The organism is Streptomyces sp. NPDC050703, assembly GCF_040654435.1.
GTDB lineage: Bacteria > Actinomycetota > Actinomycetes > Streptomycetales > Streptomycetaceae > Streptomyces.
In genome coordinates this window covers 19,624-32,989 of record NZ_JBFAHX010000013.1, presented here as the reverse complement: position 1 = coordinate 32,989, position 13,366 = coordinate 19,624, and the positions used below count along the sequence as shown (strand labels likewise).

General features: G+C 73.2%; 12 protein-coding genes. 9 read left to right on the top strand and 3 right to left on the bottom strand.

What is annotated here, in order from left to right; all coding sequences use genetic code 11:
• Positions 1-76: 76 nt before the first annotated feature.
• Positions 77-592, bottom strand: coding sequence for a gluconokinase (locus AB0I16_RS14745; protein ID WP_363249868.1), 516 nt, complete (start codon positions 590-592; stop codon positions 77-79).
• Positions 593-730: 138 nt separating this feature from the next.
• Between AB0I16_RS14745 and AB0I16_RS14740 the strand changes: the two genes are divergently transcribed.
• The 3 genes from AB0I16_RS14740 (at position 731) to AB0I16_RS14730 (ending at position 5,110) form a co-directional block, all read left to right on the top strand.
• Positions 731-1,432: an FCD domain-containing protein gene (locus AB0I16_RS14740; protein ID WP_363249748.1), complete on the top strand. Its 702-nt coding sequence runs from the start codon at positions 731-733 to the stop codon at positions 1,430-1,432.
• A 45-nt stretch (positions 1,433-1,477) separates the two neighbouring features.
• Entirely contained in the window at positions 1,478-1,888 is a 411-nt protein-coding gene (locus AB0I16_RS14735; RefSeq protein WP_363249747.1) for a YchJ family protein, read from the top strand.
• 342 nt (positions 1,889-2,230) lie between these two features.
• Positions 2,231-5,110, top strand: a complete 2,880-nt coding sequence (locus AB0I16_RS14730) for a peroxidase family protein (RefSeq protein WP_363249746.1) — start codon at positions 2,231-2,233, stop codon at positions 5,108-5,110.
• A 65-nt stretch (positions 5,111-5,175) separates the two neighbouring features.
• On the opposite strand, the gene AB0I16_RS14725 is transcribed toward AB0I16_RS14730, so the two are convergent.
• Complete coding sequence (locus AB0I16_RS14725) at positions 5,176-6,741, bottom strand: acetolactate synthase large subunit (protein WP_363249745.1); 1,566 nt, start codon at positions 6,739-6,741, stop codon at positions 5,176-5,178.
• A 73-nt stretch (positions 6,742-6,814) separates the two neighbouring features.
• Positions 6,815-7,873 (bottom strand): helix-turn-helix domain-containing protein, encoded by a 1,059-nt coding sequence (locus tag AB0I16_RS14720; RefSeq protein WP_363249744.1) that lies wholly within the window; start codon positions 7,871-7,873, stop codon positions 6,815-6,817.
• A gap of 51 nt (positions 7,874-7,924) precedes the next feature.
• Between AB0I16_RS14720 and AB0I16_RS14715 the strand changes: the two genes are divergently transcribed.
• From AB0I16_RS14715 to kdpB, 6 genes are read left to right on the top strand one after another with little or no spacing between them, the layout of a single operon-like run.
• Positions 7,925-8,398, top strand: coding sequence for a cupin domain-containing protein (locus tag AB0I16_RS14715; protein ID WP_363249743.1), 474 nt, complete (start codon positions 7,925-7,927; stop codon positions 8,396-8,398).
• A gap of 46 nt (positions 8,399-8,444) precedes the next feature.
• Positions 8,445-9,167 carry a VOC family protein gene (locus AB0I16_RS14710; RefSeq protein WP_363249742.1) on the top strand — a complete coding sequence of 241 codons (723 nt, stop codon included), beginning with the start codon at positions 8,445-8,447 and terminating at the stop codon, positions 9,165-9,167.
• A gap of 30 nt (positions 9,168-9,197) precedes the next feature.
• Positions 9,198-9,383, top strand: coding sequence for a hypothetical protein (locus tag AB0I16_RS14705; protein WP_363249741.1), 186 nt, complete (start codon positions 9,198-9,200; stop codon positions 9,381-9,383).
• Positions 9,380-9,469, top strand: coding sequence for a K(+)-transporting ATPase subunit F (gene kdpF / locus AB0I16_RS14700; protein ID WP_363249740.1), 90 nt, complete (start codon positions 9,380-9,382; stop codon positions 9,467-9,469). The genes AB0I16_RS14705 and kdpF overlap by 4 nt, the downstream gene beginning before the upstream one ends.
• 7 nt (positions 9,470-9,476) lie before the next feature.
• Positions 9,477-11,141 (top strand): potassium-transporting ATPase subunit KdpA, encoded by a 1,665-nt coding sequence (gene kdpA, locus AB0I16_RS14695; RefSeq protein WP_363249739.1) that lies wholly within the window; start codon positions 9,477-9,479, stop codon positions 11,139-11,141.
• Complete coding sequence (gene kdpB / locus AB0I16_RS14690; protein ID WP_363249738.1) at positions 11,138-13,342, top strand: potassium-transporting ATPase subunit KdpB; 2,205 nt, start codon at positions 11,138-11,140, stop codon at positions 13,340-13,342. The genes kdpA and kdpB overlap by 4 nt, the downstream gene beginning before the upstream one ends.
• The last annotated feature ends 24 nt before the right edge of the window (positions 13,343-13,366 follow it).

Below are 13,366 nucleotides of genomic sequence, written 5' to 3'. Positions count from 1 at the left end.
GGCCCCGTGAGGGGCGCGGGGAGCTGCGTGACCGGCCCTATGCGGCCCGCAGCCAGGGGACTACTGGTGGGAGCGCTCAGCCGAGACGGCTGAGCGCCTCGACGGCCCGGTCGGCGATCTCCTCCGGGCTGCCCGCGACGTCGACGGCGACACCGGCCTCGTCCGCCCCGAGGGGCTGGAGCGTGGCGAACTGCGAGTCGAGGAGCGCGGTGGGCATGAAGTGGCCCTGCCGGTGCGACATCCGGTCCTCGATGAGCTTCCGGTCACCGGTGAGGTGGACGAAGACGACCCCGGGGGCCGCGGCGCGCAGCCGGTCGCGGTAGCTGCGCTTCAGCGCGGAGCTGCTGACCACGCCGCCCTTGCCGGCACGGCCGTCCGCCCAGGCGCCGATCGCGTCGAGCCAGGGCCGGCGGTCGTCGTCGGTGAGCGGCGTCCCCGCCGACATCTTCTCGATGTTCGCCGGGGGGTGGAAGTCGTCGCCCTCGGCGTACGGGACGCCGAGCCGGTCCGCGAGCAGGGGCCCGATCGTGGTCTTGCCGGTCCCTGCCACGCCCATGATCACGACGACGTGGGGGGTGCGCCGTTCCTTCATCGCGTCCTGCCTCGCTGTCTTCATCGACATCGGTCCTTCGTTCACGTCACTGAAACCCATTAGGTCTGACGAATTCAAGAGACTGTGACATAAAAGTCTGACTTATTGTTCACGCCGCCCGCCTCGTAGGCTTCCCTCATGACCGATCGGGCCCGAGGGCTGCACTCCCGCGTACTGGAAGGCCTCGGGCCCGCCATCACGGCCGGCGAGTACCCGGCGGGCAGCGTCCTGCGCACGGACGAGCTGGCCCAGCGCTTCGAGGTGTCGCGCTCGGTGATGCGCGAGGCCGTCCGGGTCCTGGAGTCCATGCACCTCGTCGCGTCCCGGCGCCGGGTGGGCGTGACCGTCCTGCCCATCGAGCAGTGGAACGTCTACGACCCGCAGGTCATCCGGTGGCGCCTGGCCGGCGCCGAGCGCCCGCGCCAGCTCCGCTCGCTGACCGTGCTGCGCTCCGCGATCGAGCCGGTCGCCGCCGGGCTCGCCGCCCGGCACGCCACGGCCGCCCAGTGCGCGGAGCTGACCGAGTGCGCGCTCGGCATGGTCGCCCACTCGCGCGGCCACCAGCTGGAGGACTATCTGCGGCACGACGTCGCCTTCCACCGGGTCATCCTCAACGCCTCGGGCAACGAGATGTTCGCCCGGCTCGGCGACGTCGTCGCCGAGGTCCTGACCGGGCGCACCGCCCACCAGGTGATGTTCGAGGACCCCGACCCACCCGCCGTGACCCTGCACGTCAAGGTCGCCGAGGCGGTCAGGGAGGGCGACGCCGCCCGCGCCGAGGCCCTGACGCGGGAGATCGCCCTCGGCGCCCTCGACGAACTCGACATCCTGGCGCCCTGAGGCGGGGGCCGCCCTGGGGCGAGGTCCGCGCGCGGGTCGGCGACAATGGACGGCATGTCCCGACGCGCCACACGCCCCACGCCCTGCCCCTGCGGTCACCCCCGGCCGTACGACACGTGCTGCGGCGGGCTGCACCGGGGCGAGGCCGCCGCGAGCACGCCCGAGGAGCTGATGCGCTCCCGCTACAGCGCCTTCGCCGTGCGGGACGAGGGATATCTGCTGCGCACCTGGCATCCGCGCACGCGCCCGCCGCGCGTGGAGTTCGACCCGGCGCTGCGCTGGACGGGCCTGGAGATCGAGGAGACCACGGAGGGCACCGCGTTCCACACCACGGGCACGGTGACCTTCCGGGCCCGCTACACCGACGCCGGCCGCCCCGACTCGCTGCACGAGCGCAGCCGCTTCGAACGGCTCGACGGGGCGTGGGTGTACGTCGACGGCGCGTTCATCGACTGACGGCCACGGGGCGCCGCCCGGAAGCCGCCCGCGGCTCCCGGAGAGCCCCACCCGTCGGGACCCGGCCACCGGTGCCGGTGCGCGCGTGGGGCCCGAGGGAAGCGGGGATTCACACGGGGTGTGACCCCGTCGCGCCCGGTGTCCGCCGCGGCCCGCCGGACGCCGCCGACGGGCCCGAACGCCCTGGCCCGCCCGCCAGTTCGAAGCCCCGGGCCGCCCGCGCACATAGGCGGGAACCGTCGCTGCGGCCGACCGTCCCCGCCAGTAGCGTCTGCCTGTCCCCGCCCCCAACGCAGTCCCGTACGCCGTACGCCCTACGCCGTGCGAGGGAAGAGGCGCCCGATGGCCGACAGCGGACAGCATCAGCGGAGTTACGAGCGCTACATGGGCGGCAGCCCGGAAGCGGAGCGGCGGATATTCGAGCGTCTGGCCCAGGAGCTGATGCGGGTCCAGGAGAAGAACCGGCGCGCCACCGGGGCCGCGAGCCCCGAGCGCGCCCTGCACGCCAAGGGCGTGCTCGGAGTGGAGAACGCCCGGCTCCGCTTCCACGACGACCTCCCGGACGCCCTGCGCGTCGGCTTCGCGCGCCCCGGCGCCGAGTACCCGGCGACCCTGCGGCTCTCCCACGCGAGCGGCATCCGGGCGGCCGACGGGGCACCCGACCTGCGCGGCGCCGCCGTGCGCGTCACGGTCTCCGCCGAGGAGAGCCACGACCTGCTCGCCACCAACTTCCCCGTCTCGCACGCCCGGGACGCCCGCGAGTTCGTGGCGTTCGCCAAGGCCATGGCCGGGGCGACGAGCCGCCCGCGGAAGGCGGTGGGCCTCTTCGTCAAGCTGCCGCTCGCCGTCGGCCCCACCACGGCCGGCCGGATGCGCCGCAACGTCAGGGCCGCCGCCGAGCGCACGGTCACCAGCCTCGCCGAGGAGACGTACTGGAGCCGCAGCGCGATCCTCTGGGGTGCGGCGGGCCCCGTGCGGTACCTGCTGCGCCCGGTCTCCGACGGCGGTGCCGCGGCGGAGGCGGGACGGCGCGACCCGCGGTACCTGAGCCGCGAGATCGAGGCACGGCTCGCCCGCCGGGAGATCGCCTTCGACCTCTGCGTCCAGCGGTACGTCGACGAGAGGGCCACGCCCGTCGAGGACGGCTCCGTGGAGTGGGCGGAGTCCGTGGCGCCCGCGCTGCCCGTCGCCCGGCTGACCGTGCCGAGCCAGGACCTCGACACCGCCGAGGCGCGCGCCGCGGCCCAGCGCGTCGAGACCACCGGGTTCAGCCCGTGGTTCACCACCGACGACTTCCGCCCCCTCGGCAACCTCAACCGGGCCCGCAAGGCCGCGTACGAGGCGAGTGCGGCCCACCGCCACGGGCTGCGCTTCGTCACCGGCGAGCCGCTGCGCAACCGGGTGCTCGGCGCCCCCGTCGGCGCGGCGTTCCGCCTCCTGAACCGCCATGTGCCCTGGCATCGGCTGCCCCTCGGGGCGAGCCTGCTCAACCTCGTCTTCCTGCGCAAGGCGCTGCGCCGCTCCAACCTCATCGACACCGATCAGCACGAGGCGCCGCCCAGGGCCGTGCCCGTGCCCACCCCGCCGCCCGACGAGCGGCTGCGCACCTCGCGCTCGTACGACGGCAGCTACAACGACCTCTCCAGGCCGCGGATGGGCGCCGTCGGCGCGCCCTTCGGCCGCAACCTCACGCCGGTCCACCGCCCCGACCTCTTCGACGTCCCGAACCCGGTGGAGGTCAGCCGCAGGCTGCTGTACCGGGACACGTTCCTGCCCGCGACCTCGCTGAACGTCCTGGCCGCCGCCTGGATACAGTTCCAGGTCCACGACTGGGTCAACCACCGCCGCCACAAGCCGGGCGGACCGGCCGTCGAGGTGCCGCTGCCGCCGGGAAGCACCTGGCAGAACACCCCCGGCGGCCCCGCGGAACGCGTCATGCGCTTCGCCGAGAACGAGGGCGTCGAACTCCCCGGCGGACAGCCGCCGCTGCTCTTCGCCAACGCGGCGTCCCACTGGTGGGACGGCTCCGAGGTGTACGGGGAGAACGAGCGGACCGCCACGTATCTGCGCGAGCCGGGCGGCGGCGCCGGGCTGCGCCTGGAGGAGGGCCACCTGCCCCTCGGCCAGAACGGCATCCCGCTGACCGGATTCGCCGAGAGCTGGTGGATGGGGCTCAGCGCCATGCACACGCTCTTCGCCCGGGAACACAACGCGGTCTGCGCCGCCCTGCGGCACGCCTACCCCTCCATGGGCGAGGAGAGCGTCTACCACACCGCCCGCCTCGTCGTCTCCGCCCTCATCGCCAAGATCCACACCGTGGAGTGGACCCCGGCGATCCTCGCCACCGAGGCCATCGACCTCGGCCTGCGCACCAACTGGGAGGGGCCGCCCGCGAACTGGCTCAACAAGCTCGGCCTGTGGATGCTCGAATCCCACTCGCTGACCGGCATCCCCAAGACCCTGCCCGACCACCACACGGCCCCGTACTCGCTGACCGAGGAGTTCGTCACCGTCTACCGGATGCACCCCCTGATCCCCGACGACTTCGAGATGCGCGAGCACCGCTTCGGGCAGCGCCTCGAAACCCTCGGCTTCCGCGACATCCAGGGCGGCGCCGCCGAGGGCGCCATCCGCAAGACGGGCCTCGCCGACACGCTGTACTCCTTCGGCATCGCCCACCCAGGCGCCATCACCCTGCACAACTTCCCGCGCGCCCTGCAGCGGTTCGAACGGGACGGCGAGATCATCGACCTCTCGGTCGTCGACCTGGTCCGCACCCGCAGGCGCGGCGTGCCCCGCTACAACGACTTCCGCGAGGGCCTGCACAAGCAGCGCGTACGCCGCTTCGAGGACCTCTCGCAGGACCCCGCGACCGTGGCCGCGCTCAAGGACGTCTACCGCTCGGTCGACGAGATCGACACGGTGGTCGGCCTGCTCGCCGAGAACCCGCCGCACGGCTTCGGCTTCAGCGACACGGCCTTCCGCGTCTTCATCCTCATGGCCACGCGGCGGCTGCAGAGCGACCGCTTCCTGACCGTCGACTTCCGCCCCGAGATCTACACCCCGCTCGGCATCGACTGGGTGCAGAAGGGCGGCATGAACTCCGTCCTGCTGCGGCACTGCCCCGAACTCGCGGGCCTGCTCCCGCGCGGGGCCAGCGCCTTCGCGCCCTGGCGGCACGTCCAGCCGGTGACCGGCGGCGACGGCCGCGCCCAGGGCTGAGAGCCGCGGAGACGGGTCGTCCGGGACTCACGGCCCGGACGGCCCCGGGCGGCCGTGACGGCGGGTCAGCGGCCGAGCGGTGGCACCCGGCAGGCGATGAGCAGCGGGCCCGGCTCCGTGAGGCCCCGCTTCAGCAGCGCCGCGAACTCCTCCGCCGTCGTGGCGCGCGCCGCGGGCACGCCCATGCCGCGGGCCAGGGAGACGAAGTCCAGCGGGGGCCCAGAGAGGTCGAGGAGCCGCCCGGCGCCGGGGCCCGCCGACACCGCGCCCACCGCCTGGAGCTCCAGGGCCAGGATCGCGTACGAGCGGTTGTCGAAGACCACGGTCGTGACGTCGAGGCCCTCCCGTGCCTGCGTCCACAGCGCCTGCGGCGTGTACATCGACGCGCCGTCGCCGACCAGCGCGAGCACCGGGCGCCCGGGGGCGGCGACCGCCGCGCCCACCGCGAGCGGCAGGCCCTGCCCCATGGCGCCGCCGGTCAGCGTCAGCCAGTCGTGGGCCGGCGCGCCCGCCGTCGCACCGGGGAGCCAGATGCCGCTGGTGTTGGCCTCGTCGACGACCACCGCCGCCTCCGGCAGCAGCGCCCCGATGACGGCGGCGGCCGACTCGGCGGTGAGGTCCCCGGCGGGCAGGGCGGGCCGGGCCGCCGCCTGCCGTACGGCCCACGCGCCGGACCCCACCACCTCGGCGAGGCCCTCCAGCGCGGCCGTCACGTCCTCCGCGCCCGCCGTCAGCGTGTGCACCGCGCACCCCTTCGGCACGAGCCCGCCGCCCTGCCCCGGATAGGCGAAGAAGGACACGGGCGACGTGGCTCCGGCGAGCACCAGATGCCGTACTCCCGCCAGTTGGCCCGTAGCTCCGGACGGGAGGTAGGCCAGGCGCTCGGCGGCGGGCCGCCCCGCGCCCCGCTCCTGGCGGGCGGGGAAGGTCTCGCAGAGCAGCCGCGCGCCGGTCGCCGCGGCCACCCGCCCCGCGGCGGTGAGCGCGGCCCCGCGCACGGCGTCCCCGCCGAGCAGCAGGGCGGCGCGCTCGCCCGAGCGCAGCGCGTCGGCGGCGCCCGTCACCGCGTCCACCGAGACCAGGCCGCGCCGCGCGGCCGGCGGTGGCGGGGCGGTGACCGGCGCGTCCGCCCGCGACCAGGAGACGTCGGCGGGCACGACCAGCGTGGCGATCGCCCCCGGAGGGCCGGCCGCCGCGGCGACGGCCTCCCTGACGTCACCGGCCAGCTCGTCGGGGTGGTACGTGCGCCGTGTCCAGGACGACACCGTGGCGGCGAGCGCCCCGATGTCGGACTCCAGGGGCGCGTCGAGCCGCTTGTGCCGCAGCGCGTGGTCGCCGACGACGTTGACGACGGGCGACGCGGCACGCCGGGCGTTGTGCAGATTGGGCAGTCCGCCCGCGAGGCCGGGGCCGAGGTGGAGCAGCGTGCACGCGGGTTTCCCGGTCATCCGCGCGTAGCCGTCGGCGGCGCCCGTGGCCACGCCCTCGAAGAGGCAGAGCACGGGCCGCAGTCCCGGGACCTCGTCGAGGGCGGCCACGAAGTGCATCTCGGAGGTGCCCGGATTGGCGAAGCAGGTGCTGACACCCCCGTCCACGAGAGAGCTGATCAGGATCTGCGCTCCGTTCGGCATGGCGTTCCGCCTCTGCTCGGTGGCGAGGGCGCGCGCGTGGCGTCCGCGCCCGGTGCGTGGGGGAGGCCAGTCTTCACGGGGTCCGGGCCGCGGCGGCAGCCGCGATCCGGCCAGCCGCCGCGGCCCCGCCGGGGCCGAACCTGCGCCGGTAGTCCGTGGGGCTCAGGCCCGTCTCGCGGCGCAGTCTGGCCCGCAGATTGGCGGCGGTGCCGAGGCCGCTGCGGTGCGCGACGACGTCGAGGCGCTCCTCGCCCCGTTCGATGAGCCGGCAGGCCAGGGCCACGCGCTCGGCCGTCAGCCAGGCCAGCGGAGTGGTGCCGAGCTGGGCGCGGAAGCGGCGGTGCAGGGTGGCCGGGCTGACCCCGGCGCGGGCCGCGAGGCCGGCCACCGTCAGGCCGGTGCCGAGCCGCTCCCGCGCCCAGTCGAGCAGGGGCGCGAGCGAGGCGTCGGGCACCCGCGGAACCGGCCGCTCCACGAACTGCCGCTGCCCGCCGTCCCGGTGGGCCGAGAAGACGAGGCGCCTGCTCACGGAGTTGGCGACCTCGGCGCCGAAGTCCTTGCGGACGATGTGAAGTCCCAGGTCGAGCGCGGCGGCGCTGCCCGCGGCGGTGAGGATGTCGCCGTCGTCCACGAAGAGCACGTCCGGTTCGAGCCGCACGGCCGGAAAGCGCTCACGGAAGGAGTCCGCCCACTGCCAGTGCGCGGTGGCCCTGCGCCCGTCCAGCACTCCCGCCTCGGCCAGCGTGAACGCCCCGCTGCAGAAGCCGACGAGGCGGGCGCCGCGCGCGTGCGCCCTGCGGACGGCGGCCAGGACGGCGGGCCGCCGCGGCACGTCGGTGTCCGGCCGGTTCGGCACGATGACCGTGTCGGCCCGGTCCGCCGCCGCGAGGCCGGCGACCCCGGTGAGCGTGAAGAACCCGTCCCGCATCAGCGTGGCGGGCTCGGCGGAGCAGAGCGCGAAGTCGTAGAGTTCGCGGCCGAGTTCGGGTCTGCGGAGCCCGAACACCTCGGTCGCGCAGCCGAGCTCGAAGGGGTTGGAGTTCTCGTCCACGATGACGGCGACGCGGTGCGGGCGGTCCGTGGCGGACGCCGGCCCGTGGCCGGGCCCCGGTTGAGAGGATTCTTGCGGCATGTGCGATTTCTAGCACTCGTGGGGGCGCCCGTCACGGCCGAGGATCGGTCCATGACCACGGAACCCCCCGCCACCGAGCGGAACTTCGTCCCGGGCCCGGCGGCCGTCGAGCGGCCCCCTGCCACCGCGCCCGCACCGCGGCCGATCGACCTCGGCGAGGCCCTGGCCTCCTTCGACGCCCTGTGGAGCCCCCGCATCGTCACCTCCGTCAACGACTACGACGTACGCGTGGCCAAGGTGCGTGGCGACCACGTCTGGCACGTCCACGACCACACCGACGAGTTCTTCCTCGTGCTCGACGGCGAGCTCCACATCGACCTGCGCGAACCGGCCGGGGAGCGCAGGGTCACGCTGTCGCGGGGCTCGGTCTTCACGGTCCCGCGCGGCACCGGGCACAAGCCGTACGCCCCGGACGGCGCCCGCATCCTGCTCTTCGAGCCGACCGGTACGCCGACGGTCGGCGACCGCCACGAGGAGGTGCCCGACCACGTGGACGTCACGACGGGTCACGCGCTGTCGACGTGAACCGAAGGGCCTGCGCCGCTACTCAATTTTGACTAGAGTGCGGCGCATGCCCGAGAAAACGATCCCGCTCCTCCCGTGCCGGACGGTCCAGCCGGTGGTGGACTTCTACACCGCCATCGGCTTCGAGACGACGTACCTCCAGAAGAGCCCCTACGCCTACGCCGTGGTCGTACGCGGCGCGATAGAGCTGCAGTTCTACGGCATGAAGCAGTACGAACCCGCGGAGTCCCACTCCGGCTGCTACGTCCTCACCGACGACGTCGAGGCCCTGCACACCGCCTTCCGCGCCGGGCTCAAAGCGGCGTACGGCAGAATCCCGACGCGCGGGCTGCCCCGCATCGGACCGCTCAAGGACATGTCGTACGGAGTGCGGCAGTTCCTCATGACCGACCCCGCAGGCAACACCGTCCGCGTGGGACAGCCCATCAGCGACGACCCCTCCATGCGCCCCGTCCCGAAGGAGACGTTCGCGCGGGCCCTGCACCTGGCCGACCTCTTCGCCGACTCCAAGGAGGACCTGCCGGGCGCCGCGAAGATCATCGACAAGGCGCTCGACCGGACGGACGAGCGGCCCACCCCCGAGCAGGAACTGCGCCTGCTCGTCCTGCGCGGCGACGTCGCCCAGCGGCTCGGCGAGACCCGGCTCGCCGAGACACTGCTGGCCAGGGCCGCCGCGCTCGTGCTCACGGACCGCGAGAGGGAGGCGGCGCGCGACGCCCTCGCGCGCCTCGCCGAACTGACGGGGCAGCCGGGGGCGAGCCCTTCGTAAGAGACCCGTCAAGAGGCCCGCCGGCGTCGTATGGAGGGCGTCAACGGTGGCCGGATCTGGCTTGATCAGCGGTTTCCTGCAACCGTCAGACCAAGCGATCCATCCGTCCACTACTTCTTCCGGGAGCTCACGATGGCCGACGTGGCCTTCGTCGTCACCACACTCGCGGTCTTCGCGCTGGTGGCACTCGTCGCCAAGGGGGTGACGAAGCTGTGACCACCGAGAACATCGTCGGTCTCGTCGTGGCCTTCGCCCTCCTTGGCTATCTCGCCCTCGCCCTCCTCTTCCCGGAGAGGTTCTGAAGCCGGCATGAGCCCAGTCCTCGCCGGGGTGCTCCAACTGCTCACCCTCATGGCGGCACTCGCCCTCGCGCACCGCCCGCTCGGTGACCACATGGCCCGCGTCTACGGCTCGGAGAGACACCTCCGCGCCGAGAAGTGGATCTACAAGGCCATCGGCGCCGACCCGGACACGGAGATGCGCTGGCCCGCGTACCTGCGCGGCGTCCTCGCCTTCTCCGTGACCGGCGTCCTCTTCCTCTACCTCCTCCAGCGCCTCCAGGGCACGCTGCCCGGCTCGCTCGGCTTCCGCTCCATCGACCCCGATCAGGCCTTCAACACCGCCATCTCGTTCGTGGCCAACACCAACTGGCAGTCCTACTCCGGCGAACAGGCCATGGGCCACGTCGTCCAGACGGGCGGCCTCGCGGTGCAGAACTTCGTCTCGGCGGCGGTGGGCATGGCGGTCGCCGTGGCGCTCGTCCGCGGCTTCGCGCGGTCCCGCACCGGCGGGCTCGGCAACTTCTGGGCCGACCTGGTGCGCGGCGTCGTCCGCGTCCTGCTGCCGATATCCGTGCTCGGCGCCCTCGTCCTGGTCGCCTGCGGAGCCCTGCAGAACTTCTCCGGCATCCACGAGGTCGGCCGCTTCGGCGGCGGCTCCCAGCAGTGGAACGGCGGCGCGGTCGGCTCCCAGGAGGTCATCAAACTCCTCGGCACGAACGGCGGCGGCTACTTCAACGCCAACTCCGCCCACCCCTTCGAGAACCCGACCCCCCTCTCCAACCTCTTCGAGGTCTTCCTGATCCTCCTCATCCCCTTCGCCCTGCCCCGCACCTTCGGCCGGCTGACCGGATCGCTCCGGCAGGGCCGCGCGATCCTGGCCACGATGGTCACCATCTGGGTGGGCTTCACCGCACTGATGATGTGGACCGAGTTCCACCACGGGGGCCCGGCGTTCGACCTGGCGGGCGGGGCCATGGAGGGCAAGGAGACCCGCTTCGGCGTCGCCGGTTCAGCGATCTTCGCGGTGGCCACCACGCTCACCTCGACCGGCGCGGTGAACTCCTTCCACTCCTCCTACACCGGCTTCGGCGGCGGCCTGGAGATGCTGGGCATGCAGCTCGGCGAGATCGCCCCCGGCGGCACCGGATCGGGCCTGTACGGCATGCTCGTCATGGCGGTCATCGCGGTGTTCGTCGCGGGCCTGATGGTCGGCCGCACACCGGAGTACCTGGGCAAGAAGATCGGCACCCGCGAGATCAAGCTCGCGGCCTGCTACCTCCTCGTCACCCCGGCCCTCGTCCTGGGCCTCACCGCCCTGTCGACCGCGCTGCCCACGCCGCGGGAGTCGATGCTCAACTCCGGCGCCCACGGCTTCTCCGAGATCCTGTACGCCTTCACGTCCGGCGCCAACAACAACGGCTCGGCCTTCGGCGGCCTGAGCGCCGACACGAACTGGTTCAACACCACGATCGGCCTCGCCATGCTCCTCGGCCGCTTCCTGCCGATGGTCTTCGTCCTCGCGCTCGCCGGATCGCTGGCCGAGCAGCGCCCCGTACCGGAGACGGCGGGCACCCTGCGCACCGAGAAACCGCTCTTCACCGGTCTGCTGGTCGGCACCATCATGATCATCACCGGTCTCACCTACTTCCCCGCGCTCGCGCTGGGACCGCTCGCCGAGGGACTCGCGTCATGAGCACCGACACCACGAAGCACCGGGCGGCCGAGGCCACCCCGCACCACGAGGTCCCGGCCGGGCACCCGACCGCCGGGCCGGACGGGACCGGCACGGGAGGGACCGCGACGGGCGGGACCGGTACGGGAGGGACCGGGACCAGCAAGGGGGGCGCCGGGGCCGGCAAGGTCGGTGCCGGCCTCTTCGACCCGGCCCAGCTGCTCACGTCGCTGCCCGACGCCTTCCGCAAGCTGCACCCGCGCGTCATGGTCAAGTCCCCGGTCATGTTCGTGGTCCTGACCGGCTCGGTGGCCACCACCGTGCTCGCGGCCCTGGACCCCTCCGACGGCTTCGGCTGGGCGATCACCGCCTGGCTCTGGCTGACCACGCTCTTCGCCAACCTCGCCGAGGCCGTCGCCGAAGGCCGCGGCAAGGCCCAGGCCGACACCCTGCGCAGGGCCAAGACCGACACCGTCGCACGCCGCCTGACCGACGGCGGGGAGGAGACGGTGCCCGGCACCGACCTCCGCGTCGGCGACCGGGTCGTCTGCGAGGCGGGCGACGTCATCCCCGGCGGCGGGGACGTCGTCGAGGGAGTGGCGTCCGTCGACGAGTCGGCGATCACCGGTGAGTCCGCCCCGGTCATCCGCGAGTCGGGCGGCGACAGGTCCGCCGTCACGGGCGGTACGAGGGTGCTCTCCGACCGCGTCGTCATCGAGATCACCACGAAGCCCGGCGAGACGTTCATCGACCGCATGATCAACCTGGTCGAGGGAGCGGCCCGGCAGAAGACCCCCAACGAGATCGCGCTCAACATCCTCCTCGCGTCCCTCACCATCGTCTTCCTGCTTGCCGTCGTCACCCTCAAGCCCTTCGCCGGCTACGCGGGCGCCGGCGACCAGACCTCGCTGATCGTCCTGACGGCGCTGCTCGTCTGCCTGATCCCCACCACCATCGGCGCGCTGCTCTCCGCCATCGGCATCGCGGGCATGGACCGCCTCGTGCAGCGCAACGTCCTCGCCACGTCGGGCCGGGCCGTCGAGGCCGCCGGCGACGTGTCCACGCTGCTGCTCGACAAGACCGGCACCATCACGCTCGGCAACCGCAGGGCCACCGAGTTCCTCCCCGTACGCGGTGCCACCGAGGCCGAACTCGCCGACGCGGCCCAGCTCTCCTCGCTGGCCGACGAGACACCCGAGGGCCGCTCCGTCGTCGTCCTCGCCAAGGAGAGGTACGGGCTGCGCGAACGCCGTCCGGGCGAGCTGACCGGCGCCGTCCGGGTGCCGTTCACGGCGCAGACCCGCATGTCCGGCGTGGACGTCGAGGGCCGCGCCGTCCGCAAGGGCGCCGCCGCCTCGGTGCTCGCCTGGGTCGAGAGGCGCGGGGGAGCGGTCCCCGACGACGCGCGGGCCATCGGCGAACGGATCTCCCGGGCGGGCGGCACCCCGCTGCTCGTCGCGGTGGAGGACGGCCGGGGCGCCCGGATACTCGGCGCGATCCACCTCAAGGACGTCGTCAAGGACGGCATGCGCGAACGCTTCGACGAACTGCGCCGCATGGGCATCAGGACCGTCATGATCACCGGTGACAACCCGCTGACCGCCAAGGCCATCGCCGAGGAGGCGGGCGTCGACGACTTCCTCGCCGAGGCCACGCCCGAGGACAAGATGGCGCTGATCAAGCGCGAGCAGGCCGGCGGCAAGCTCGTCGCGATGACGGGCGACGGCACCAACGACGCCCCCGCCCTCGCCCAGGCGGACGTCGGCGTGGCCATGAACACCGGCACCTCGGCCGCCAAGGAGGCCGGGAACATGGTCGACCTGGACTCCGACCCCACCAAGCTCATCGAGATCGTCGAGATCGGCAAGCAGCTCCTGATCACCCGCGGGGCCCTGACGACCTTCTCCATCGCCAACGACGTCGCCAAGTACTTCGCGATCATCCCGGCCATGTTCGCGGTGGCGTACCCCGGCCTGGACAAGCTCAACATCATGGGCCTGGCATCGCCGGAGTCCGCGATCCTCTCGGCGGTGATCTTCAACGCCCTGATCATCGTCGCCCTCGTACCGCTCGCCCTGAAGGGCGTGCGCTACCGCCCGATGAGCGCCGACCGGCTGCTCCGCCGCAACCTCGCCGTCTACGGCCTCGGTGGCCTCGTCGCCCCCTTCGCCGGCATCAAGGTCATCGACCTGCTCGTCTCCTTCGTCCCCGGCCTGGGCTGACCCGGCCCCGCCGACCAGAAAGCG